This is a genomic window from Pseudomonas sp. Irchel s3f19, assembly GCF_900187555.1.
GTDB lineage: Bacteria > Pseudomonadota > Gammaproteobacteria > Pseudomonadales > Pseudomonadaceae > Aquipseudomonas > Aquipseudomonas capeferrum.
The window spans coordinates 38,838-62,525 of record NZ_FYDW01000015.1; the positions used below are offsets into that span (position 1 = coordinate 38,838).

23 protein-coding genes and 2 pseudogenes are annotated in these 23,688 nt (G+C 61.6%); 7 read left to right on the forward strand and 18 right to left on the reverse strand.

Going from position 1 to position 23,688, the window contains the following annotated elements; genetic code table 11:
• Positions 1-3: 3 nt before the first annotated feature.
• The 5 genes and pseudogenes from CKW22_RS23895 to CKW22_RS23915 form a co-directional block, all read right to left on the reverse strand.
• A complete protein-coding gene (locus CKW22_RS23895; RefSeq protein ID WP_033700341.1) occupies positions 4-321 on the reverse strand; it encodes a hypothetical protein in 318 nt (105 codons plus the stop codon).
• 131 nt (positions 322-452) lie between these two features.
• Positions 453-1,532, reverse strand: coding sequence for an extracellular solute-binding protein (locus CKW22_RS23900; protein ID WP_033700343.1), 1,080 nt, complete (start codon positions 1,530-1,532; stop codon positions 453-455).
• 64 nt (positions 1,533-1,596) lie between these two features.
• The gene (locus CKW22_RS23905; protein ID WP_050506115.1) at positions 1,597-4,032 is read right to left on the reverse strand and encodes a TonB-dependent receptor; all 2,436 of its coding nucleotides are present in this window, start codon (positions 4,030-4,032) and stop codon (positions 1,597-1,599) included.
• A gap of 120 nt (positions 4,033-4,152) precedes the next feature.
• The gene (locus CKW22_RS23910) at positions 4,153-5,025 is read right to left on the reverse strand and encodes a FecR domain-containing protein (protein WP_315972656.1); all 873 of its coding nucleotides are present in this window, start codon (positions 5,023-5,025) and stop codon (positions 4,153-4,155) included.
• A gap of 4 nt (positions 5,026-5,029) precedes the next feature.
• Positions 5,030-5,536, reverse strand: a pseudogene (locus CKW22_RS23915) (RNA polymerase sigma factor); the annotation flags it as partial.
• A 136-nt stretch (positions 5,537-5,672) separates the two neighbouring features.
• On the opposite strand from CKW22_RS23915, the gene CKW22_RS23920 reads away from it, so the two are divergent.
• Positions 5,673-6,161, forward strand: coding sequence for an LEA type 2 family protein (locus CKW22_RS23920; RefSeq protein ID WP_095065257.1), 489 nt, complete (start codon positions 5,673-5,675; stop codon positions 6,159-6,161).
• Between the two features lie 6 nt (positions 6,162-6,167).
• Here CKW22_RS23920 and CKW22_RS23925 read toward each other — a convergent pair whose 3' ends face one another.
• The gene (locus CKW22_RS23925; protein WP_033700347.1) at positions 6,168-6,431 is read right to left on the reverse strand and encodes a hypothetical protein; all 264 of its coding nucleotides are present in this window, start codon (positions 6,429-6,431) and stop codon (positions 6,168-6,170) included.
• Positions 6,432-6,557: 126 nt separating this feature from the next.
• Between CKW22_RS23925 and CKW22_RS23930 the strand changes: the two genes are divergently transcribed.
• On the forward strand, positions 6,558-6,878 hold the full coding sequence (locus CKW22_RS23930; protein ID WP_033700349.1) for a YqjD family protein: 321 nt from the start codon (positions 6,558-6,560) through the stop codon (positions 6,876-6,878).
• Between the two features lie 35 nt (positions 6,879-6,913).
• Here CKW22_RS23930 and CKW22_RS23935 read toward each other — a convergent pair whose 3' ends face one another.
• Positions 6,914-7,531, reverse strand: coding sequence for a tRNA-(ms[2]io[6]A)-hydroxylase (locus tag CKW22_RS23935; protein WP_033700351.1), 618 nt, complete (start codon positions 7,529-7,531; stop codon positions 6,914-6,916).
• Between the two features lie 154 nt (positions 7,532-7,685).
• Here CKW22_RS23935 and CKW22_RS23940 point away from each other — a divergent pair, with 154 nt between their 5' ends.
• The gene (locus CKW22_RS23940; RefSeq protein ID WP_095065259.1) at positions 7,686-8,549 is read left to right on the forward strand and encodes a universal stress protein; all 864 of its coding nucleotides are present in this window, start codon (positions 7,686-7,688) and stop codon (positions 8,547-8,549) included.
• Between the two features lie 182 nt (positions 8,550-8,731).
• On the opposite strand, the gene CKW22_RS23945 is transcribed toward CKW22_RS23940, so the two are convergent.
• From CKW22_RS23945 to CKW22_RS23990, 10 genes are all read right to left on the reverse strand, one after another.
• On the reverse strand, positions 8,732-8,935 hold the full coding sequence (locus tag CKW22_RS23945) for a formate dehydrogenase subunit delta (protein WP_033700355.1): 204 nt from the start codon (positions 8,933-8,935) through the stop codon (positions 8,732-8,734).
• A complete protein-coding gene (gene fdhF / locus CKW22_RS23950) occupies positions 8,932-11,811 on the reverse strand; it encodes a formate dehydrogenase subunit alpha (RefSeq protein WP_095065261.1) in 2,880 nt (959 codons plus the stop codon). Before fdhF ends, CKW22_RS23945 begins: the two co-directional genes overlap by 4 nt.
• Positions 11,808-13,367, reverse strand: coding sequence for an NADH-quinone oxidoreductase subunit NuoF (locus tag CKW22_RS23955; protein ID WP_033700359.1), 1,560 nt, complete (start codon positions 13,365-13,367; stop codon positions 11,808-11,810). Before CKW22_RS23955 ends, fdhF begins: the two co-directional genes overlap by 4 nt.
• A complete protein-coding gene (locus CKW22_RS23960; RefSeq protein ID WP_033700360.1) occupies positions 13,361-13,843 on the reverse strand; it encodes a formate dehydrogenase subunit gamma in 483 nt (160 codons plus the stop codon). Before CKW22_RS23960 ends, CKW22_RS23955 begins: the two co-directional genes overlap by 7 nt.
• A gap of 262 nt (positions 13,844-14,105) precedes the next feature.
• Positions 14,106-15,263, reverse strand: coding sequence for a glutathionylspermidine synthase family protein (locus CKW22_RS23965; RefSeq protein WP_033700362.1), 1,158 nt, complete (start codon positions 15,261-15,263; stop codon positions 14,106-14,108).
• Positions 15,264-15,265: 2 nt separating this feature from the next.
• A complete protein-coding gene (locus tag CKW22_RS23970) occupies positions 15,266-15,982 on the reverse strand; it encodes a DUF1190 domain-containing protein (RefSeq protein ID WP_177447961.1) in 717 nt (238 codons plus the stop codon).
• A 28-nt stretch (positions 15,983-16,010) separates the two neighbouring features.
• On the reverse strand, positions 16,011-16,436 hold the full coding sequence (locus CKW22_RS23975) for a DUF350 domain-containing protein (RefSeq protein WP_033700365.1): 426 nt from the start codon (positions 16,434-16,436) through the stop codon (positions 16,011-16,013).
• Positions 16,437-16,448: 12 nt separating this feature from the next.
• Entirely contained in the window at positions 16,449-17,123 is a 675-nt protein-coding gene (locus CKW22_RS23980; RefSeq protein WP_371856445.1) for a DUF2491 family protein, read from the reverse strand.
• Between the two features lie 54 nt (positions 17,124-17,177).
• Positions 17,178-17,582, reverse strand: coding sequence for a DUF3077 domain-containing protein (locus tag CKW22_RS23985; RefSeq protein ID WP_238347543.1), 405 nt, complete (start codon positions 17,580-17,582; stop codon positions 17,178-17,180).
• Complete coding sequence (locus tag CKW22_RS23990; protein WP_033700369.1) at positions 17,579-17,836, reverse strand: hypothetical protein; 258 nt, start codon at positions 17,834-17,836, stop codon at positions 17,579-17,581. The genes CKW22_RS23985 and CKW22_RS23990 overlap by 4 nt, the downstream gene beginning before the upstream one ends.
• 345 nt (positions 17,837-18,181) lie before the next feature.
• Between CKW22_RS23990 and CKW22_RS28220 the strand changes: the two are divergent.
• The 3 genes and pseudogenes from CKW22_RS28220 to CKW22_RS24005 all read left to right on the forward strand — a co-directional run.
• A pseudogene (locus CKW22_RS28220) lies at positions 18,182-18,307 on the forward strand (arsenical resistance protein ArsH); the annotation flags it as partial.
• A 279-nt stretch (positions 18,308-18,586) separates the two neighbouring features.
• Positions 18,587-19,024 carry an acetyltransferase gene (locus tag CKW22_RS24000; protein ID WP_033700370.1) on the forward strand — a complete coding sequence of 146 codons (438 nt, stop codon included), beginning with the start codon at positions 18,587-18,589 and terminating at the stop codon, positions 19,022-19,024.
• A gap of 160 nt (positions 19,025-19,184) precedes the next feature.
• On the forward strand, positions 19,185-21,092 hold the full coding sequence (locus CKW22_RS24005; protein ID WP_084213352.1) for an acyltransferase family protein: 1,908 nt from the start codon (positions 19,185-19,187) through the stop codon (positions 21,090-21,092).
• A 79-nt stretch (positions 21,093-21,171) separates the two neighbouring features.
• On the opposite strand, the gene CKW22_RS24010 is transcribed toward CKW22_RS24005, so the two are convergent.
• Positions 21,172-21,372: a hypothetical protein gene (locus tag CKW22_RS24010; RefSeq protein ID WP_033700373.1), complete on the reverse strand. Its 201-nt coding sequence runs from the start codon at positions 21,370-21,372 to the stop codon at positions 21,172-21,174.
• A 381-nt stretch (positions 21,373-21,753) separates the two neighbouring features.
• Between CKW22_RS24010 and CKW22_RS24015 the strand changes: the two genes are divergently transcribed.
• A complete protein-coding gene (locus CKW22_RS24015) occupies positions 21,754-23,433 on the forward strand; it encodes an RNA-binding domain-containing protein (RefSeq protein WP_160015251.1) in 1,680 nt (559 codons plus the stop codon).
• Positions 23,434-23,688: the final 255 nt, after the last annotated feature.

Here is a 23,688-nt window from a genome sequence, read left to right on the forward strand (position 1 = left end):
GGCTCACGGCGCGCGTGGGTTATCGCGCGGTGGCCGGGTGGGTTCCAGATTAGGGGTCTGCTGTTGGCGACGCAGGTTGTCGCCGTTGCCAATGCCGCGGTTGTCCAGTGACGGCGTGCGCTGGTAGGGGTCGGTCGAAGGGCCGCGCACCGGCGGTGTGGCAGGCATGCTGCCTTGCCGACTGTTAGGGTTGGCACGCTGGATCGGGCTGTTGTACGGGTTGTTGTTGCTGGCAGCGAGCTGCAAGGGCGCAACCGGCGCGGCGCGCGCGGGCATACACAACGCCAGGCCGATGGCCAGGATTGGCAGGGTCAGGTTCATGCTTCACCTCCTGTACGAAAATGCCGCGCCTTGTGCGTTTGATAGCCTAAGGCGCGAGGGGTTCGCGGCAAAAGTGTGAATGCAGCTGGAGATAATTCCTGATGTTTCAGTATGGACCCGCACGGGCGGGTTTACTGGCCGGTGCGAAAGGCCATCCACAGGCGGTTGCGTTGGCGCAGGTCGGAAAGCGCCATGCTGCGGTCGGCATACAGCCGCTTACGTACCTGGGTAGGCGGGTAGATGTCCGGGTCGTTGCGCACGGCTTCGTCCACCAAGGGCGTGGCTGCGCGATTGGCATTGGCGAAGAACAGCGTGTTGGTCAGTGCCGCAACCGACTCCGGCTTGAGCATGAAGGCGATGAACGCCCGGGCCGCTTCAGGGTGCGGCGCATCCTTGGGGATGACCAGGTTGTCTTGCCAGACCACGGTGCCTTCCTGGGGGATGCGGTAGATCAGCTCGAACGGCTTGCCCGCACGGCGGGCCTGGTCGGCGGCCATCGCCGCATCGCCGTTGTAGGTCAGTGCCAGGCACACACTGCCGTTGGCCAGGTCGCTGATCTGCCGGCCGTTGGCGACATAGCGGATCGAAGGCTGCAGCTGGTTCAGCAGTTTCTGCGCCGCTGCAAGGTCGGTTTTGTCCTGGCTGTAGGGGTCCTTGCCCAGGTAGTTCAAGGTCAGGCCGATCACTTCCTGCGGCGAGTCGGGCATGGCGATACCGCAGTCCTTCAGGCGGCTGGCGTACTCGGGCTTGAACAACAGGTCGAGGCTGTCCAGCGGCACATCGCCCAGGCGCTGGCGTACGGCCTCGACATTCACCCCCAGGCCCAAAGTGCCCCAGGTATAGGGCACCGCATAGCGGTTGCCGGGGTCGGCCTCGGCCAGCTTGGCCAGCAGGTCCTGGTCGAGGTTGGCATAACCCGGCATGGCCTGGGCTTCGAGCGGCTGCAGGGCATTGGCCCTGAGGGCACGGGCCAGCACGGTGGATGACGGCACCACCACATCGTAGCCGCTGCCCCCGGTCAGCAGCTTGGTCTCCAGCACCTCGGTGGTGTCGAAGGTGTCGTAGCGCACCTTGTAGCCGGTTTCGCGCTCAAAGCGCTGAAGGGTTTGCGGGGCGACATAGTCGGCCCAGCTGTAGAGGTTGACGACCTTTTCCTGGGCCTGCAGCGGCAGGGCCAGGCACACGGACAACAGGCACAGCGATCGACGCATGACGGACACCTCGGCAAAGGGGGCTGCCCGTCACTGTAGCCCAAGGGTTTTCAGGCTGCGCCAATCAGTAGGCCATGCTCCAGGTCAGGGTGTAGGTGCGCCCACGCCCTTGGTAGTCATACAGGTACGCTGGCCCATAGGTCGGTGCATAGAACAACGTCGCACGCTGCCCCCAGACCGTGCTGTACTGCTTGTCCAGCAAGTTCTGGATGCCTGCACTGAAGGTGCCGAAGCCAGTGTCCTGGCTGCCCAGCAGGTCGAAAGTGGTGTAGCCGTCGATTTCGTGATCGGCATCGTCCTTGAGGCTGAATGCGTGGTTGGCCTGCAGCCGCGCACTGCGGCCATCGCCCTTCCAGCCGACGAACGCGGTGGACTTGGACAGCGACGCATAGCGGGCATCGCGCTTGTTCCAGCCACCGTTAGCGGCCTCTTCTTCGGAACGGGTCAGGTGCAAGGTACCACCGGCCTCCCAACCGCTCTGGAAGTGACGGGTCAACGCACCTTCGAAACCAAAGTCGCGGCTCTTCTGCTCTTCGACGTTGATGGTCAGCGTTTGCGAGTCGACGTTGATGATCTTGTCCGACCAGATGTAGTACAGCGCCGCCTGGGCGTCCCAGTCCAAGTCGGCAAAGCGCCAGCCGAGTTCGACCTGGCGGCTCTTGATACCGGCCAGCGGGTTGTCGGCGACGCTCAGGCCTGGCTTGCCGTAGTACTTGGCCGGGTCTGGCAGGTCGAAACCTTCACCGTAGTTGGTCCACAGCTGATGGCCATTCTTGAAATCGTAAATGGCGCCGACGTTGTACAGGCTGACCTGATAATCGTTGCTGCCGCCGGGTACGCCTTTGAAATCGCTGACATCCACGTCCATCTGCTGGCGCCGCGCGCCACCGGACAAGGTCAGGTTGTCGGTGGCATGCCAGTCGAGTTGGGCGTACACCGACACACCGTCAACCCGGTAACTGGGGTAGCGCGCGGCCTTGCTGGCCTTGTCCATTTCCAGGCCACCGCTTTCGGATGACGTCAGGGCATCGAAGGTGGTCTGTTCGGCGTTGAAGCGCTCGCGGTCCAGGTCGACGCCGTAGGTCAGCTTGAGCGCATCCCATTGTTTGGCGAACAGGCCTTTGAGGCTGGTGACTTCGAAGTTCTGTTGTGATGCGGCGAAGTACACCCCGCGCGACCCGGTGGGGGTGGCGCGGTTGTAGTACGGAAACGGGTAGAAGTTGTCGTCTTCCTTGCGGTACGAGGCCTGCAGGTAGAAGTCCTGGCCCAGCACATCGGTGTGATGGTAGTTGGCGTTGAGCAACAGGCGCCGGGTGCGTGGCTCGAGGTCGGAGGAATAGCCGCTGCGCAGTTCGGCGTCTTCCAGGTCCGAGGGGGCGTTGTGGTTGAGGTTGGGGAAGTAGATACCCGTGCTGCCGTGGTTGCCCGAGTCGTAGTACTGGGCCAGCAGGTCCAGGCTCTGCTCGTCGGTCAGGGTCAGGCCCAAGGTGCCGAGCACGTCGATTGTGCGGTTGTACTGCAGGTCGGTCTGGGTATTGTCGATGAAGATCTGGTCGCCAGCGCCGTCGTAAAAGGCTTCATTCTGCTCGCCGGAGATGCCCAGGCGGGCGCTGACCCGCTCGTTGCCGCCGCTGATCGACTGGGCGATGCGGGTGGCCAGGTCGTCACTGTTGTTGAAACCGCTGCTGGCTCCTAATTGGGTCTCGAAGCGTGCCGGGCCGGGCTCGCCCTTCTTGGTCACGATGTTGATGATGCCGCCGGTGGCGCCACCCCCGTAGAGGGCACTGGCACCCGACAGCACTTCGACACGCTCGACGTTGAACGGCGAAATACTGTCAAACTGGCGCGACAGGCCGCGCGAGCTGTTCTGGCTGACCCCGTCGATCATCACCAGCACATTGCGCCCACGCATGTTCTGGCCGTAGTTGGTGCGCCCCTCTGGGGCCAGGTCCAGGCCCGGCACCAGCTTGCCGATGGCTTCCTTCAGGCTCACACCGCTGTCGATCTGCTCGCGCAGTTGCTGCTGGTCGACCACCCAGACGGTGCCGGGGATTTCACTGATGGCGGTGCTCGTGCGCGAGGCGACGCTGACTTCGATGGGCTTCAAGTTGACAGCCTGCGGCGCAGTGTCCGCCTTGCGCAGGGTGACGGTGCGGGCATCGCTGAACTGCCAGCCCATGCCACTGCCGGCCAGCAACTGCTGCAACGCCTGCTCGATGCTGTAGCTGCCCTGCAAGGCCTGGCTATTCAGGCCCGACACATCACCGGTGGTGTACAGCAAGTGCAAACCGGCCTGGTCGGCGAACGCCGTCAGGGCCTGGTCCAGTGGCTGGGCCGGCACGTCCAACTGCACCTGGCGGGCTTCAACCTGGGCCGCTTGCGCAGCGGTCGAGGCCAACGCCTGCAGTGGGCCGGCCAACATGGCCAGGGCACTGCAAGACAGCAAGGCGTGATGGAGAGAACCGCTGGTGCGGTGCAAGGGCTTGAGCGTAAGGGCCACGAATGAGCTTCCAGACAAGTCGTAAATGAGAATGAGTTGCTGATCAGTCCCACTACGACGATCTGGCCTGCATGAACTTGCAGCGGCAGATGAAAAATATTTCGATTATTTTTTGCAGGGTCAGTGCACCACGGCCAACCAGGGCAGGTAGGTGACCTTCAGGCCATAACGCTGCTCCAAGGTACGCAGCAGTGCCTGGGGCTCATCGAGGTCGAACACCCCGCTCACTTCCAGGGCGGCCAGCGTGGTATCGGACAGCAATATGCGCCCCTGCTGGTAACGCTCAAGCTCCGCCAGCACCTGCCCCAGCGGCTTGCCGTTGAAAATCAGCTTGCCGCGCTGCCAGGCGGTCTGTGCACTGGCATCGGGCGACACCGGCACCCTGCGCTCACCCACCGTGGCCTCGCCCTGGGCCAGCACCACGCGGCCATCGCGGCGCACGCTGAACGTCGCCGCCGTGCCCCGCACCGCCTCGCCTTCGGTATCGACCACAAAGGGCCGTGCGTCGTTGGCCGTTTCGAACAAGGCCTCGCCAGCATTGAGCACCACTCGGCGCTCGCGGTCGGTAAATGCCACCGTCAAGGCACTGCCGCTGTTCAGCAGTACCCGCGAGCCATCGGCCAGGGTAATAGCCTGCCGCTGCCCCAGCCCGGTGTGGTAGTCCGCCAGCCAGATTGGGGCCTGCTGCCAGCCGGTAAAGCCTGCGGCCAGCACCACCACCGAGGCCGCCAAGCCGGCCGCCCAGTGCCGTCGGCGCCGCACGGGTGGTGGCGCGACAACCTGGGCGGTCGGGGTGTGGCCAATGTCTTGCCACAGCGCTTGCGCCTCGCGCGCCGCCTCGGCATGCGCCGGGCTCAATGCGCACCAGCGCTGGTAGCGGGCGTGGTCCGCCGCCGTGGCATTGCCCGCGTGCAACAGCACCTGCCAATCGATGGCATCGTCGCTGAGGTCGCTGAGCGGTTGGGCTGCAGGCATGGCGTAAGGCTCAGTCATGGTTGTGTTTGAGCCAGTCACGGCAATGGCGCAGCGCCTGGCCGATGTATTTTGCCACCATGCTTTCGGAAACGCCCAGCCGTTGTGCAATCTGTGCCTGGGTCAGGCCTTCGATGCGGTTGAGCAACAGCGCCTGGCGGGCATTGCTGGGCAGCTGCAACAGCGCCTCGTCGAGTATCTGCAGGCGCTCGCGGGCAAGTAACGCCGCCTCGGGCGCCGGCGCCGGGCAGGCCACCTCCCCTGTGCCATCGCTGTCATCGTGACGGGCAGCGTTGCGTTGCTCACGGCGCAAGGCATCGATCGCCAGGTTGCCCGCGACCCGAAAGATGAAGCTGCGCGCATGCAGCACCGTGACCGCTTGCTGGTCGATCTTCACCAGCTTCAGGTACGTCTCCTGCGCGACGTCGGCGGCGCGCTGTCGATCGCTCATGCGCCGGGTCAGGAACTGCAGGAGGTCGTCGTAGTGCTCCTGGAAACTCGCCAGCAGACCAGACACGGGAGACGTCAGCATGAGGTAGGAGAAAGGCCAGTAAGAGGAATTGTCGGGCGTTAATGAGAAACAGTATCTTTCATTGTGCACGCCACTTTCAACGTCAGAGAGCATTTGCCACACTGACGCTTGAATTCTTCTGGCAAGGTTGCAACCCATGACTGCCCATTTGCACCGCTGTGCCCGCGGCTGCCTGGTACTGCTGTTGGCGTTCGGCCTCAGCGCCTGTGCGTTGTTCCAAGCGCGCGACCCGCTCAACATCAGCGTGATCGGCATCGAGCCGCTGCCCGGCCAGGAGCTGGAACTGCGCATGGCGGTGAAAATACGCGTACAGAACCCTAACGAAACCCCGATCGACTACAACGGCATCGCGCTCGACCTGCAGGTCAACGGCCAGCCGCTGGCCGCCGGGGTGAGTGACCAGCAGGTGCATATAGGCCGGTTCGACGAAGCGGTGATCGTGGTGCCGGTCAGCGTCACCGCGTTTTCCTTCCTGCGCCAGGCGTATGGCCTGGGCCAGCGCAATTCGCTGCAAGGGCTACCCTATGTACTGCGCGGCAAACTGGCAGGCGGGTGGCTGCGCACCGTCCGCTTCACCGACGAAGGCACGCTGGATTTGCCGAAGGCTGCAGGCGCTGGCGGGTAACCAGCCTCAGCGGCTGTTGTTGGCGGCGGCCATCATCTTGTTGACCTCACTGCGCACCATGCTGGCGTATTCAGGCGGCGACATGCTTTCAAGCTCGGCACGCACCCACTCGGCCCATTTGCCCTTGCGCCGTGGCTTTTCGGAAATCAGCCGGGCCGCTTCGCCCTTGGCCTTGCCCAGGTTGCTCTGCCACATTTCGAACAACCGCGCCTTCTCTGCCTCGATCTGCGCCCGTTCCTCGAAGCTCTTGTTGGCCAGATTGAAACTCATGAAGGTACCTGCCTGTTGAAAATGGCCGCTATCTTACACCGTAGCGATGCGTCACCGGAAAGCCGGCGCAACTTTCCCGACGCGCCGGCATCCATTGTTCACCCCCCCATTGACGAGGATGAGTTCATGGCCCGAAAAAACGCCGCACAAGCCGCCAGCGATCAGATCAAGGATCAGGTCTTCAGCGAACTGCAGGCATTGATCGAAGAATCCGAAAAGCTGCTCAACGACAGCGCAGCCCTGGTTGGCGAGGAGGCAGAAACCCTGCGCGCCCAAGTCAGCCTGAAACTGCGCCAGGCCCGCCAGGCGGCGAGCAACGTGCGTGACAAGGCCCAGCCGGTGGTGGATGCCACCCAGGACTACATCGGCGGCCACCCCTGGCAGACCGTTGCCGTGTCCGCAGGCTTCGGCCTGGTGGTCGGCCTGTTGCTGGGCCGCCGTTACTAAGCAGCGCTAACGGCCGCAGCGCCGCCTGACCGGTTTCAGGCGGCCTGCGCCAGCGGGATACCGCTATGGAAGCGCAGCTCCTGGTCCGGTGACTGGATCAGTTCGGCCTCGGCCTCACGTACCAGCTCCACCCGGCCGGCGATGTCCGCTGCCTCACCATACTGATGGGCCAGCTTCAGGTAGCCCTGGTAATGGCGCGCTTCACTTTTCAGCAAGCCGTGGTAGAAGGTACCCAGCTCTTCATCCAGGTGCGGCACCAGTGCGGCAAAGCGCTCGCAACTGCGTGCTTCGATGAAAGCCCCCACCACCAGGGTATCCACCAGTTTGACCGGTTCATGGGCACGCACCAGGCGGCGCAGGCCCGAGGCATAACGCCCGGCCGACACCGGGCGCAAAGGCACACCCCGGCGCTTCATCAGGCGCAACACCTGCTCATGGTGCACCAGTTCTTCACGGGCCAGGCGCGACATCATGTTGATCAGGTCCAGGTGCGTGTTGTACTTGGCGATCAGGCTCAAGGCGGTGCTGGCGGCCTTGAACTCGCAGTTCTTGTGGTCGATCAGCAGGGTTTCCTGGTCGGCAAGCGCCGCTTCGATCCAGGCATCTGGGGTCGGGCAGCCAAGAAAGGCGTCGATTTCGGGGATCAAGGACATAAACGTGCAACCAGACAGAACAGGCAGGGCCGGCGATTATACCGGCGGCAAGCGGCAGCGCCAGTGACTATGCTTGATGTACATCAAGCGGCGGCGGGTGGGGCGCCGACTATAGTCAGGCATTGGCCGCCATCTTTGAACGGAGCTCAAGCCCATGCAAGCCGTCCGCAGCATCCTCGTCGTCCTCGACCCCGCGCATGCCCATAGCCGGGCCTTGACCCGCGCCAAGCTAATCGCAGGGGTGACCGGCGCGCGCCTGCACCTGTTGATGTGTGACAAGAAGCAGGACCACAGCGCACTGCTCAGCCTGCTGTGCAGCCAGTTGCACGATGACGGGTATGACAATGTGACCTTTGAGCAGGCCTGGCACGACACCCTTCACGAGTCGATCATCGCGGTGCAGCAAGCTGAAGGCTGCGAGTTGGTCATCAAGGAGCACCGGCCGGACAACCCCCTGAAAAAAGCACTGCTGACGCCCAGCGACTGGAAGCTGCTGCGCCTGTGCCCCAGCCCGGTGCTGATGGTGAAAACCGAGCGCCCATGGACGGGCGGGGCAATTCTGGCGGCCGTGGATGTCGGCAACCAGGATGAGGATCACCGCCGGTTGCACGCAAGCATCATCGACCATGGCTATGCCATTGCCGGCCTGGCTAAAGGTCAGTTGCACGTCATCAGTGCGCACCCCTCCCCCATGCTGTCGGCTGCGGACCCGGTCTACCAGCTCAGCGAGACCATTGCAGAGCGCTACCGCGAAGCCTGCCGCGCGTTTCAAGCCGAGTTCGACATCAGCGATGAACGCCTGCATGTCGCCGAAGGCCCGGCCGATGTGCTGATACCCCATACCGAGAAGAGGTTCGGCGCCGTGGTCACGGTGATCGGCACGGTGGCCCGCACGGGGATTTCCGGTGCCTTGATCGGCAATACGTCGGAGGTGGTGCTCGACTCGCTCGAAGGGGATGTGCTGGTGCTCAAGAGCGAAGAAGCGATTGCCCACCTGACAGAACTGGCCCGCGGGTAGGCCCAGCACAGCATCAACATGCTTTTGTAGGAGCGGCCTTGCGTCGCGAAAGGGGCGCGTAGCGGCCCCGGCGATTTTTGCTGCGCCACAGAACCTGGGGCCGCTATGCGGCCCTTTCCGACCGGTCCGGCGCCCCGGCAAGGCCGCTCCTACACAGGCAAGGCGTTGCCTCGCGCGAAGGGCTAGGTCAGCGCCTCGCGCACTTTTGGGTCCAGGCCTTCCCCGCCATTGGCCTCGCTCCACGCCAGCAACTGCCGGCGCATCGCCGGCGTCCAGAAGCTCTGCAAGTGCTGCCTCACCCCCTGCACCGCCAGCACCCGGTTCGGTTCGCTGTCAAAATAATGGGCAATCTGGTTGGCCATCTTGACCAGGTTGTCGCTGCTCATCGGCGCACCTCGGCGTTCTCCGGTTGCTCGGCGGTGCGGCGCTCCTTGAGCAGGCGGCGCTGTTCGTCGCTGAAGTCCTGGTAGCGCTTCTGCCATTCAGACGGGTGGAACACCTTCACCACCTCCACCGCCGTCACCTTGTATTCAGGGCAATTGGTGGCCCAGTCGGAGTTGTCGGTGGTGATCACGTTGGCGCCAGACTCAGGGAAGTGGAACGTGGTGTACACCACCCCCGGCGCCACCCGCGCACTGACCTTGGCGCGCAGCACCGTCTGCCCGGCACGGCTGCCGATACCCACCCAGTCACCGTCGCGAATGCCACGGCTCTCGGCATCGGTCGGGTGCAGCTCCAGGCGGTCGGCATCATGCCAGGCAACGTTGCCGGTGCGCCGGGTCTGGGCGCCAACGTTGTACTGGCTGAGGATACGCCCGGTGGTCAGCAACAGCGGGTAGCGGCTGTTGACCTTCTCGTCGGTGGGCACGTAACCCGTGAGCATGAAGCGCCCCTTGCCGCGCACGAACTGGTCGATGTGCATGGTCGGCGTGCCATCGGGCGCGGCATCGTTGCACGGCCACTGCAGGCTGCCATGGCGGTCGAGCTCGGCGTAGCTGACGCGGTGGAAGGTCGGCGTCAGGCGGGCGATCTCGTCCATGATCTGGGACGGGTGGCGGTACTGCATCGGGTAGCCCAAGGCGTTGGCCAAGGCCACCGTGGCCTCCCAGTCGGCCTTGCCGGCCAGCGGCTCCATGACCTTGCGCACCCGCGAGATACGCCGCTCGGCGTTGGTGAAGGTGCCGTCCTTTTCAAGGAACGAACTGCCCGGCAGGAACACGTGGGCGAACTTGGCCGTTTCGTTGAGGAAGATGTCCTGCACCACCACACACTCCATGGCATGCAGGGCCGCAGTGACGTGCTGGGTGTTGGGGTCGCTCTGGGCAATGTCCTCACCCTGGCAGTACAGCGCCTTGAAGCTGCCATCCAGGGCCGCTTCGAACATGTTGGGAATGCGCAGGCCCGGGTCGGGTTGCAAGGTCACGCCCCAGGCCCGCTCGAATTCGGCACGTACCCCTTCGTTGGAGATATGCCGGTAGCCGGGCAGTTCGTGCGGGAACGAGCCCATGTCGCACGAACCCTGCACGTTGTTCTGCCCACGCAGTGGGTTCACCCCTACCCCTTCGCGGCCAATGTTGCCGGTGGCCATGGCCAGGTTGGCGATGCCCATCACCGCAGTGCTGCCCTGGCTGTGCTCGGTGACACCCAGGCCGTAGTAGATGGCCGCATTGCCGCCGGTGGCGTACAGCCGGGCTGCGGCGCGGATCTGCTCGGCAGGCACGCCGCAGACCGGGCCGAGTACTTCCGGCGCGTTCTCTGGCAGGCTGACGAAGTCGCGCCAGCGGGCGAAGTCCTCGGTCTCGCAGCGCGCGTCGATAAAGCGCTGGGCCAGCAAGCCTTCACTGACGATCACATGGGCCAGGGCGTTGAGCATGGCCACGTTGGTGCCAGGGCGCAGTTGCAGGTGCAGCTCGGCGCGGGCGTGGGGCGAGTCGACCAGGTCGATGCGCCGTGGGTCGATGACGATCAGCCGCGCGCCCTGGCGCAGGCGGCGCTTGAGCTGCGAGCCGAACACCGGGTGGGCGTCGGTGGGGTTGGCGCCAATCACCAGCACCACGTCGGCCTGCATCACCGAATCGAAGCTCTGGGTACCGGCCGACTCACCGAGGGTCTGCTTGAGGCCGTAGCCGGTGGGCGAATGGCACACCCGGGCGCAGGTGTCGACGTTGTTGTTGCCAAACGCCACGCGCACCAGTTTCTGCACCAGGTAAGCCTCTTCGTTGGTGCAGCGGCTGGAGGTGATGCCGCCAATCGAATCACGCCCGTACTTGAGCTGAATGCGCCGGAACTCGCTGGCCGCATAGTTTACCGCCTCTTCCCAGCTGACTTCCTGCCACGGGTCTTCGAGGCGCTTGCGGATCATCGGCTTGGTGATGCGGTCCGGGTGGGTGGCATAGCCCCAGGCGAAGCGGCCCTTGACGCAGGCGTGGCCGTGGTTGGCGCCGCCGTTCTTGTCCGGGACCATGCGCACCAACTGGTCGCCCTTCATCTCGGCACGGAACGAGCAGCCGACACCGCAGTAGGCGCATGTGGTGATCACCGCACGTTCGGGCTGGCCGAGCTGCACCAGGCTCTTTTCGGTCAAGGTGGCGGTCGGGCACGCCTGCACGCAAGCACCGCACGACACACACTCGGAGGCCAGGAAGTTATCGCCCCCCGCCGCCGCCACCCGCGAGTCGAAACCACGCCCGGTGATGGTCAGGGCAAAGGTGCCCTGGATGTCTTCGCAGGCGCGCACGCAGCGGCTGCAGACGATGCATTTGCTGGGTTCGTAGTCGAAGTACGGGTTGGAGACGTCCTTCTTCTCAGCCAGGTGATTGGCGCCGTCGTAGCCGTAGCGGACCTCACGCAGCCCCACCTGGCCGGCGACGGTCTGCAGTTCGCAGTTACCGTTGGCCGAGCAGGTCAGGCAGTCCAGCGGGTGATCGGAGATGTACAGCTCCATCACATTGCGCCGTAGCCCGGCCAGGCGCGGGGTTTCGGTGCGCACCACCATGCCTTCGCTGACAGGGGTGGTGCAGGAGGCGGGATACCCGCGCATGCCGTCGATTTCCACCATGCACATGCGGCACGAGCCGAACGCTTCAAGGCTGTCGGTGGCGCACAGTTTGGGGATGCTGGTGCCGAGCATGGCGGCGGCGCGCATCACCGAGGTACCGGCAGGCACGCTGATCGCGCGGCCGTCAATGTTCAGGCTGACCCGCACCTGGCTGTCGCGGGCCGGGGTGCCAAGATCGGTCTCGGGGTCGAAAAAATTGATCACTGTGCGGCCTCCGTCTGAGTCAGACCGAAATCGGCGGGGAAGTACTTGAGCGCGCTGGCCACGGGGTAGGCCGTCATCCCGCCCATGGCGCACAGCGAGCCGTACTGCATCGTGTCGCAGAGGTCGCGCAGCAGCAGGGCGTGGTCGTGGCGCTCGGTGAAATCGGTGCTGGCGATCAGCCGATCCACCACCTCCATGCCACGGGTCGAGCCGATGCGGCAGGGCGTGCACTTGCCGCAGGATTCCTCGGCGCAGAACTGCAGGGCGAAGCGCGCCATGCTGGCCATGTTGAGGGTGTCATCGGCCACCACCACACCGCCGTGGCCCAGCATCGCGCCCATGGCGGCGAAGGCTTCATAGTCCAGCGGCGTGTCGAAGTGGCTGGGCGGCACCCAGGCACCGAGCGGCCCACCGACCTGCGCGGCCTTCAGTGGCCGGCCGCTGGCGGTACCGCCGCCATAGCCTTCCACCAGCTCGCGCAGGGTCAGGCCGAACGCCCGCTCCACCAGGCCGCCGTGGCGGATATTGCCGGCCAGCTGAAACGGCATGGTGCCCAGCGAACGGCCCATGCCGAAGTCGCGGTAGAACGCCGCGCCCTTGGCCAGGATGATCGGCACCGAGGCCAGGGTAAGTACGTTGTGCACCAGGGTCGGCAAGCCGAACAGGCCCTGCAGGGCCGGCAAGGGCGGCTTGGCGCGGACGATGCCGCGCTTGCCTTCAAGGGACTCCAGCAGCGCGGTTTCTTCGCCGCAGATATAAGCGCCAGCGCCAACCCGGACTTCCAGGTCGAAGGCCTTGCCGCTGCCGGCCACGTTCACACCGAGGTAGCCGGCGTCACGGGCGATGGCAAAGGCCTGGTCGAGCACGCGAATGGCGTCGGGGTATTCCGAGCGCACGTAGATGTAGCCTTTGTCGGCCCCCACGGCCAGGCCGGCGATGATCATGCCTTCGATCAGCAGAAACGGGTCGCCTTCCATCAGCATACGGTCGGCGAAGGTACCGGAGTCGCCTTCGTCGGCGTTGCAGACCACGTACTTCTGCCCAGCCCCGGCATCGCGCACGGTGCGCCATTTGATGCCAGCCGGGAACGCCGCACCGCCACGGCCACGCAGGCCGGAATCAAGCACTGCGGCAACCACCTCGGCGCCGTCCAGCGCCACCGCGTGTTCCAGGCCGGCAAAGCCGCCGTGGGCACGGTAGTCGTCCAGCGACAGCGGCCGGGTTACCCCGGCCCGGGCGAACAGCAGGCGTTGCTGGCTTTTCAGATAAGGGATTTGCTCAACCGGCCCCAAGGCCAGGGCATGCTCGTGGGCCTCGCCTGCCAAGCCATCGAGTAGCGCCGGCACATCGTGCACCGTGACCGGGCCGAAACCCTGGCGCCCTTGTGCGGTTTCGCATTCAAGCAGCGGCTCCAGCCAGTACAGGCCACGCGAACTGGTGCGCTGGATATCGACCGCCAACTGCCGGCGTTCGGCCTCGCGCTGCACGGCCTCGGCAACCTGGTCGGCACCCACGGCGCGGGCTACCGAATCACAGGGGATGAACACCTTCAACATGTTTCGCCCTCCAGGCAACCGTTTACCAGGGCACGCAGGCGCTCAGGCGTGAGGCGTGCGTGCAATTGGCCGTCCAGCTCCAGTGCTGGCGAGCAGGCGCAGGCGCCCAGGCAGTACACCGGGCGCAGGCTGATGGCGCCGTCGGCGCTGGTGCCATGGTCGTCCAGCGCCAATTGGTCGCGCAGTTGCGCGGCCAAGGCCTCGGCGCCACGGCTCTGGCATGACTCGGCCCGGCACAGGCGCAAGGTATGGCGTGCAGGCGGCGTGGTACGGAAGTCGTGGTAGAAGCTGATCACCCCGCGCACCTCGGCCAGGCTGAGGTTCAGGGCATGGGCAATTTCGGCGACAGCGGCATCGGGGACGAAGCCGATGCCTTGCTGAATGGCGTGAAGGATCGGCAACAGGGCGCCGGGGGTCTCCTTTTCACGGGCCAGGATGCTGTGGATCAAAGGCAGGTGGAGCAGTTCATCAGGCATACAGCGGACCTCGGCATCACGGACCCTGCCTTCGCGTTGTAGAGGCAGGGGCCGGCGTGTTCTGCTGCGGCGTACCGGCCACGTCACGGTTGCGTGGTGTCGGCAGCCTCCTTGCCCATGGCCGTGCGTCTGCGCGCACTGGCCCGAGGGCATCCTGCAAGCATGGCACTTGTGGCGGCGCAGGGTTGCATGCGAACGACCAGGCGCATCCTGAAACCGACGTGAGGTTCAGGGGGTTTCAGCTGCCCCGCTTCGCGGCCCGTCAGTCCAGCACGACATGCGGCAAAAACCGCGAGCTGTCCTTGGTAATCAGTGAGTCATCCTCACGGATGCCGATACCCGCCGCTGTGTCACCGACTACCCACGAACCGATCAGCGTGTAGCTGTCAGCAAACCTGGGCAACGGCGCGAACCCTTGCAGGATGTACGGCGCATCGTTGTAGGGCCCGTCTTCGAACACCCGCTGCCCCTCGCCGGTGCGGATGTCCACATTGGCCCCTTCCCGCGAGAAATACGGCTTGCGTACCCAGCCCTTGGGCACAGGCCGCGAAGGGTTATCGTCGATGAAGGCCGGCAACAGGTTGGGGTGCCCTGGGTGCCATTCCCACAGCAACGGCAAGATGCCCTTGTTGGAGATCAGCGCCTTCCACGGCGGCTCGATGAACTGCGTGTCACAACCTGGGATGGCCTTGCCGAAGGCTTCGTGGAAGATGTGCTCCCAGGCGTGCAGCTTGAACAAGCGCTGAATCGGCTGCCCCTCCAGGTCAACGAAACGCCCCTCGCCATTCAGGCCGATGTCCTCCAGGTCGATATGCCGGGTGGGAATACCGGCGTGCGCGGCCATCTTGCGCAAAAAGTCCGTTGTGCCACGGTCCTCTACCGAGCCCGAGATGGTCGAGAAGTAGAACGTGCCCTGCCCCTGCTGCGCGGCAAACGCCTGAATGAGGTCTTCGGCCAGGGTATTGAACTGGCTGGCATGCGCGGGCAGAACGCCCCGCTGGATCTGCTCTTCAAGCCAGATCAACTGGAACGCCGCCGCCTCGTACAGCGAGGTAGGCGTGTCGTAGTTGGCCTCGATCAGTTTCGCCGGGCCATGGCCGTCATAGCTGAAGTCAAAGCGCCCATACAGATGCGGCTGCCGCGCTAGCCACGAGTGCCGCACCAGGTCGAAGAATGCCGCAGGAATGGCCAGGCGCGTCATCAGCGCCTCGCTGTCGACGATACGATCAACGGCGTCCAGGCACATCGCGTGCAGTGCTTCGGTCGGGGCCTGCAAGTCGCGCTCGACCTGGGCCTGGCTGAATTGGTAGTAGCCCCGCTCGTCCCAGTAGCGCTCGCCATCGAGGGTGTGGAAGGCAAAGCCCTCTTGTTGGGCAGTGGCGCGCCAACCTGGGCGCTCTGCGAGCTCGACCTTGCGCATGCCTACCCCCCGAAGAAGCTGCCGGACTTGCCGCCCCAGCCACTGCGGGCCGTGGCCTGGCTGCCAAACCCACCCCGCGAGATGGACGCAGAGACGGCTGAGCGCGACGCCGTGCGGCCTGAGGCGCCATAGCCAGCACCGCCGCCGCCGGACGAACCGCCACTGCTGCTCTGCTCATCCTTGTTGCGCTGAATGCCCCCGGCGGAACCATATCGCTGCCCAAGCAGGCCACTGCGCTGCCCGGCGCCATCGCGGTAGGTATACAGCGGCTGCGCGCGATAACGGCGGTCGGCGCTGTTGGTCATCTGCCCCAGCAGCATGCCAGCGACCACGGCGGTGGCGACATGGCCATAGCCGCCGCCCTGAGCGTGGGCCGCATCGACCTGGGACTGGGTGACTTCACCTGCGGTGTCCAGCTCGAACCCGCTCATGCGAGGCATGTAACGGCCACCGGCGCCTATCTGGCAACCGTCAGGGGCGAATTCGGCTTCGCAGTCGGGCTTCGATACATAGGTCGGGGCGGTGCGCCGGTACTCGGCCAGCGCCTGCTTGTAGGCATCGTTGCACGCCTTCTCCGGCACCTTGTCGTTGACGCAGGCTTCGACACTGCCGTAGTTCACCTGCTGGCTGACGGTGTAGGTTTCTTCTTGCGGGCTGCACGCGGTCAACGCCAAGGGCAGCGAGCTGGCCAGCACCAGCTTGACGGAGCTTCGTCTCATTGGGGATTTCATGGGGGCTCCTAGTGCATCAGGCCGACGGGGTCATGCAAGCCGAATTGAGTAAGCCGACGCTGATCGCCACGCTGGCAGCGTAGATGGCAGCGGCCAGTTCGCCTGCCGCGATACGCCTGGACAGGCCGCGCAGCACCAGGCTGGTAAGGCCGAAGGCAAGCAACTGCACCACTGCGGCGATCACAACCCAGGCCACCACGTCGAGGATGCCGACGCTGTAGGCAATGATATTGCTGGCCGGCAGCGAAAAGCCGATCAGCGAACCGCCCAGGGCAATGGCCGCGGCCGGGTTGTTCTCACGAATGAGCGCGAACTCGCGGTGCGGGGTAAGGCGGGTATAGATGAACTGGAACAGCCAGAACAGCAACAGTGCCACGCTGATATAAAGGATGAAGCCAGTCACTGCAGTGGCATTGAGCGACAGGCGCAGAGCGTCGAGCATGGTGAGTCCTTGTCAGGTTACGTGAAAGTCCGTGGGGTGTAGGGTGACGCCCAACGAAGTGGTGAAAGTGGCGTTGCCCTGCTCGTCCTCCTCCGCTGACAGCAGCAGGAATTCGCGACGCTCTGGCAGGCCGGTATCGCGGGCGTAGAGCATCGACAGGTGCTGGATGCCATAGCGCGCATCAGGGCTGGTCACGCGCTCGTGCAACGGAACCAGTTTGGCCTGGCCTGCCTCCTGGCCCCACTGGCGGGAATACAGGTAGCCGTCGTGTTCGTAGATCGGCAGGCCGACCTTGGACTGGCTGCCGACAAGGCGCTGAAGGTGCGACGCGTCGCGGATCGGTACAGCGCTGTGATAACCGAACAATACGGTATCACCCACTTCGCTACCGTTCATCAGCACTTGCAGCCAATAGTCTTCATCGTCCAGATAGAAACGCAGCAGGTGCATCGAAGCACCGAGGTCGACCTCGCCGATGGCCCAGACCGTTTCCGGGCCGGGAACCAGCAGTTGCGAATGCCCCTCAAGCAATGGTTTGAGTGACGCAGCGGGTGTGAACCGGCGACCGCTGAGCAAGCCAAATGGCGGCGTGGCACTAGGCGAAAGTGGCATCGTAAACGTCCTGAAGCGGGGCAGTCCTTGCGAGGGGCGACACCTTAACGGGTTTGGCCGCCCGAGCCAATTCAAGCACTGTTTGCGAAACACTGTTGCGGGGGCAACAGCCAACAGCCCCGAGACGCATCAGCGTTGTTTACGCATACCCATGTGCGCATCATCCATCAGCGCCTTGGCCATTTCGCAAAGAAAGTGCGAAGCCCAGACCAGCACAGGTTCGTCGTCCATCACACCGATGAACGATGCCCGTCGTGAGCAATCCAGCAGCAGCGAGGCCTGCTCGATGGCATGGTTGCAGCAGTTGCCGGCTTCAACGCGAAACAGGCGCTTTCCCTTTATCACGCCGTCCATGCACGACGCTGAACCTACGGTCAAAACCAGCGTGCCGGTGCCTTCTGGTATTGTCTTGTCCATTTCAAATCCCCTTGCGCTGTCGCGCAGAAAACAACCTTTGCATTCGAGTTGACGACCCAGTGGGCGCGGGTTACCCGCGAAGGGCTGCAAGGCAGCCCCGGCACGGGTGAACGTCAATGCAACGTATGCATCTGCGGCCGTTGCGTCAGTTGCACCTGCGCAACCGCCGATTCCAGCAATGAGCGCACGGCCTCCATCTCGTGCATGACTGCCAGGGTCATGATCGAGGCGGGCGACTTGGGCAGCGTGGAGACGGCGTGATGGGCGACTGCCAAGGCGCAGAGTACGTACTCCGTGGCCTGGATCAGGGTGTCTTCGAGGTAATGAGTGGCATCGGGGGAGCAAGGTGGGTCGGGGACGATCTTGAGCATGACAACCTCCAGACAACATTAAAGTCGGACCGTCGCCAAATCACTTGCAGATGAATGGGTGGCGGCTACGTGCGGGCCTGCAAGACCGGACTTGGAGGTCAATTGCCCGGCTGGCCCGAGGGCCACCCACACGCAGCCACCATTGAGCAAAGCCAACAGCCACTGAGACCAATCCAAGCTACGGGCTTGCAGACCCGGTCGTTGAATATGCAACGACCCAGCGAGACTAGGGGGCTCAGCTTTCCATCGCAATGACGCAATGGCCTGCAAAGGGTTATTCAGAAGCGTCCTACAAGGAAGAGCCAAAATCTGATTATTCATATGTGCAAGTCCTGTTCATGCGCACATGGTTCCCTATCGGCCGTGTTCAAGGCACCGATCGATTGGATACCCCTGGCCCTTGGCGCCGTGCGCCCCACCCAAGGCAAAACCCTGGCCGTGATGCAGGTATGCGGCGGCTCGCAGTCGTTCAAACGACAGCGGCCGCATGAAGCCATCGCCGTATAGCGCCGAACAGCTTACCGCGCGGGTGAACCAGCGTTCGATCTGAGCACCTGGTGTTTGCAGGGGCTCTGGCCTTGACGCCCCCTGCGGCGCCCAGTATTTTTTCAGCCCCTTCCTTTTCGGCTACCTCTGCTGTGCACCGCCCAGGCGTTAAATCGCGAAGCGGGCATTCATGATGCCGACACTTATACGGTCGCCACTCAATGGCGTGCCGCTATCCGTCATCAAGTGCAAAAGGTTGCTTCCATGATCATTCGTCAGGCCAACGCCGCCGACCACTCGCTGCTGCTCGACATCTGGCTGCGCGCCGTTCGCGCCACTCACCATTTTTTGCAGGCATCCGACATAGACGCGCTGCTACCGCAGCTGCGCGACGTTTACCTACCCGCGGTCGAGCTGTGGGTTGCAGTCGATGCTGACGACTGCCCGCAGGGCTTTATCGGGCTGAATCAGCACCATGTGGAAATGCTCTTTATCGATCCCGATTTGCGTGGGCAAGGCATTGGCCGCGCGCTCCTGGATTACGCCCGCAGTTCGCGCAGCGCATTGAGCGTTGATGTGAACGAGCAGAACCCCGAGGCCGTGGGGTTTTATCTGCATTACGGGTTTGTGCAAACGGGGCGCTCTGCGCTGGATGGCGAGGGGCGGCCATTTCCGTTGTTGCATATGAGCTTGCCTGGCTAGGCAACTGGCAAAATCGTTCCTGCGCCAGGACGCAGGGACGATTTCCGGCATCGCGGTCCGAGCACCAAAAGGCAGCCCTGACAACTCCGATAGTCATTGGTTCCGGGGGGATTTGTGGATACAATTTCCGGCTGTCGCAGAAAAACAAACCGGGATCTCGATGTCTACTATCAGGGTTGATATACAAGTCTTACGCGGGCTTGCCGTCTTATTCGTCGTTCTAGAACACTTGGCTATCCCGGGATTCCACTATGGATATCTGGGCGTAGACATATTCTTTGTCATCTCTGGCTTCTTGATTACATCCATAGTTTCAAGAGGACTAGCGCGCGATAAGTTCTCCTTCAAAGAATTCTATCTTCGCCGCGCCAAACGCCTGCTGCCTGCTTCGTTCGTAACGATCCTTGCAACTATCATTGCGGCGAAACTCTTCCTGCCACCCATGCAGATTGAATCGCTGAAGCAACAGATCATCGGTGCGCTGACCTTCTCCACAAACTTTGTATTGCTGAGCCAGGCGGGTTACTTCGACCTCGAGTCTGCGACCAAGCCCCTGCTGCACATGTGGTCGCTCGCGGTTGAAGAACAGTTCTACTTCTTTGTCCCAGCGCTGCTGGCCTTCACCCCGGCCAGGCATTGGCGCAAGATCCTGGTGGTGCTCGCCATCGCCAGCTTCGTGGGCTGCCTGTACCTGTCCTTGAGCAACCAGTCGGCAGCGTTCTATCTGCTCCCGACCCGAGCCTGGGAACTGCTGATCGGCAGCATCGCGTCCATGCTCGTGCACAGCGCCTCCGTCAAGAACGTCACGTCGAAGCTGGCAATTCCGGCATTCGCCGTACTGCTGGCATCGCCCTTCTTCAACTCTGGCCTGTCGCACCCTGGCCTTGACGCAGTGGTGGTTTGCTTCGCTACTGCCATCGTTCTTCTGGCGAACCACCGACTGATCAATAGCAAGGTTTGGTCACCCATCGAGAAAGCGGGCGACATTTCCTACTCCCTGTACCTGGTTCACTGGCCAATCATCGCGATCGCGAACGCCTCAATCGGCACCGAGAGCATGACGGTGAAAGCGACCCTGCTAGCCGCTTCGTTGGTCACGGCCATCGCACTGTACAACCTGGTGGAAAAGCCTTTCCGGGTTATGCAGTACGGCTTCAAGCCATCGCTGGTCGTCTTCCCTGCCCTTACCCTGGCACTGTTCGGCCTTTCGCATTCATTCCTCAAGGTCCAGTCGGCGGAGAAGATCGAGAAGCTGTTCGCACCTAACTACGGCCTCGACCGGTCCTGCGGCACCAATATCTATAAAGACACCGAGAAGTGCCGGACCTCGCAAGATCCGAAGATCATCGTGTGGGGCGATTCCTATGCAATGCACAACATCCCTGGACTGTCGCAAGCGCAGAAGATTGATATCCGCCAAGCCACCCGCAGTGCCTGTGCGCCCTTCCTGAACACAGCGCCCAATACCAAGCGCAGCGACTTCGAAGCGCAAGCGCGTCAGTGCGTTGGCTTCAACGACAGCACCTTCAAGTTCATCAGCGACACCCCGTCGATCAAGACCGTTATCCTGGCCGGCTCCTATGGCCAATACATGCAAGACACCTTCGAGTCGATTTCCTTCGACACCAGCGGGGTAATGCAGATTGAAAAGTCGACCCCAGAGCGCGCCATGAAGGATATGCAGGTGGTCGTCGAGAAGCTGAAGGCACTGGGTAAACAGGTAGTCATCATTTCTCCGCCGCCCCCCATCAACACCACCATCGTGAGCTGCATTCAGGCCGAAATGGCCAGCCCATCGCTCACCAATCAATCCAGCAAATGCCTGCTCGACAGGAAGCTGTTCGAGCGCTCCCACAAAAATGTGCTCAACCTGATGAAGTACGCCGAGACTAGCCTCGGTGCCAAGGTGATCTACCTGTCCGACGCACTCTGCGATGCCAAGTCGTGCAAAACCATCATCGATGGCGTGCCGATCTACCGAGATCCAGGCCACCTGAGCAATACCGGTTCTGTGAAGCTGTACCAGAAAATGCCTAACATCCTTGCCGGCATCAACAGCAATAGCTAACGGCAGGAGGTAGGTTAGATTGCATGCGGCGCCTGGCCTGATCGACGGGCGCCGCAGTGATTTCAGCTCGCCCGCTCGATCATCGCCTTAGTTTCGACTTCGCTATCGCACCAGGTTCGTACAGCTTGGCCTCTCGCGTCCGCTTCCCGGCCTGGGCCGGGCTCTTGCGATCGAAGGTCTGGCTTTCCTGATAAACTGCCTCCACTTTCTTCATGATTCGGATCTGGGCTGTGAAGCCAGATGCCCCGTCCTTGCGCCTGCGCTGCGTGATGGTTCCCATGGATTTGCGCCATGGCTGATTTGCTAAATAGTAGCAACGGCTGTAGCAAAACCAGCAAGAGCCGGAAAAAAGCGGCAACAAACAGAGACCCCTAAATGCTCCAGAAACAAGCAGAAACCCCAGCAAACCCAGGCGATACGGTAGTTAGGAGGTTTTCTGTCGCACCCATGATGGATTGGGCATGCTTTCGCTAAAGACCTTATCCAGTAAGGTTTTCAGCCAAACGATCTCTCCACTCGTACCAATTTTGTACCAAGCTGGATCACAGCCGATTGGATCGCTCTGAGCTCCTCGACATCCCTTTGGCACGTAGGCATAGCCATTGGCCATAGGTTACTATCGATCCTGTCAACGGTACTGATAGGACGCGGTAGCATGTACATGAAGAGTGAAGACGAGCTCCGGGGAATCATTGAAGCCTGCAAGCACGTCAACAGCGAACTTCTTGAGAGCGAAGACGTAGAATTCAAAGAGTTTTCCAATATCGGATCCCTGCACAACTCAAAAGAATTAGCCGAGGAAGTTTCCGCGCTAGCCAACAAAAAGGGCGGCGTCATAATTGTAGGAATAAAAGATGGCAGCAATGTAAAGAATCAAGACTGGAAAAGCCAACTAGTGGGCTTCCAAATTTCAGACACCATTGAAATTGAGCAACGAATCAAGGGAAAACTCCGCCCCAACATAGATATCAGAGCTCAGTATATAAACTTCGAACAAAAAAACTATCTCTCGGTGCATGTCCCCACTCGTAGAGACTCTCTAATTTCAACAACTAGCGGAAAGACGTGTATTCGCGATGGTCGCTCCAGCCGACCGATGATGCCGGAAGAAATTAGGTTGGCAGTCTCGGGCCTTGTAAGTTACGACTGGACTGCCGAAGTCATGGAACAAATGCGGGAAAGTAATTTAGACGCCAACGCCGTCATAGCAGCATACAACGATTATTGCTCGCGCAAATATTCTGCGGAGACACTCCCGACAACTTCTGCGTTTCTTGAAGCTATTGGCGCAACCACGAACGGCGTAGTAACTAAATCAGGATTGCTCTTTCTGGGCAAGCCAGAAGATATCGCAAAATGGCTCGGCACCTACGAGTACAGGTTCACATGGCGACAAGCTAGCGGGGAGCTTTTGCAAAATATTGTTTGGGATGACAACTTATGGAACACCATTCAGAGAATTAAAAACCTGTTCAACTCTTGCAATTCCGAAATACCTCTGCAATACGCTGGCAAAACGCACAAGTGCAAAATGTTAGACAGCACTGCGTTCCACGAATGCTATATGAACGCCATGGTCCACCGCGACTATTCAATCGAGGGCATGGTAGTCGTCGACTATAATTTTGAACGCATGATCGTTACTAACCCCGGCGTTTTCTATGGAGGGGTTACCGCCGAGAACATCACTTCTCACCAACCTCGCCACAGGAACAAAGCTCTCGCCAAGTTATTAATGAATTTCCAGCTGGTAGACCGTGCAGGCATGGGGGTCAAACGAATGCACTTCGGCTCTTTAGCCTACGGCAGGGAGTTCCCAAAATTCCGAGAGTCATTTGACACCGTAGAGGTCACGCTTTCTGCCAAGGCTATAATCCCTGAAATATTTGTTAAGGTGCAGAACTCACCAGAAAAATTCAGCTTACCTGACCTAGTAATCTTCAACAGTCTCTATCGGGTAGGCCACATGAATGTACAAGAACTCACAAAAAGAATATCGATCCATGACGGAGACTCATGGGAAACTATTAAAACATCCGTAAAAAAACACTCCGAACTTGAGTTATGCGGCACTAACAATGGAATATTTATACGATTCAAACCCGCATGGGCAGCACATTTCAAAGCACAGAACCCCCTAAAAATAAGCCAAACATCAGGCAAGCACGTGAAGCTTTTTGATTATCTCCAAGAGTTTCATGAAGCCTCCAATGAAAACATTACTCAACTTCTTGAACATAAAAGCACAACTCATACAAGCGCCTTTTTGAGAAAAGCAACCTACGCAATGCGAACAGGCAATGGTCCGAGTGCTAAATGGTCACTCGTAAAAAGAATCTAGCTGCTAAATGGCACATAGCCCGATTGTGCTGGAGTAGGACTAAGAAAAGGCGCCCAAGCCCCAACAAATGGGGACTTTGGCGCCTTTTGTGTATGTGCGTATCAGCGTCTAGATGGGCATGATTTGGCATGGAGTGGCATACGGCTTGCCCCATTTTTGCCCCACGGGTTTCCTCCCCTACAGGCATCCGAGCTAGCCACTGATCATGATTCAGAGGAGGGGGGGCTGCGCGGGCTATAATCCTTGAGCTGACAA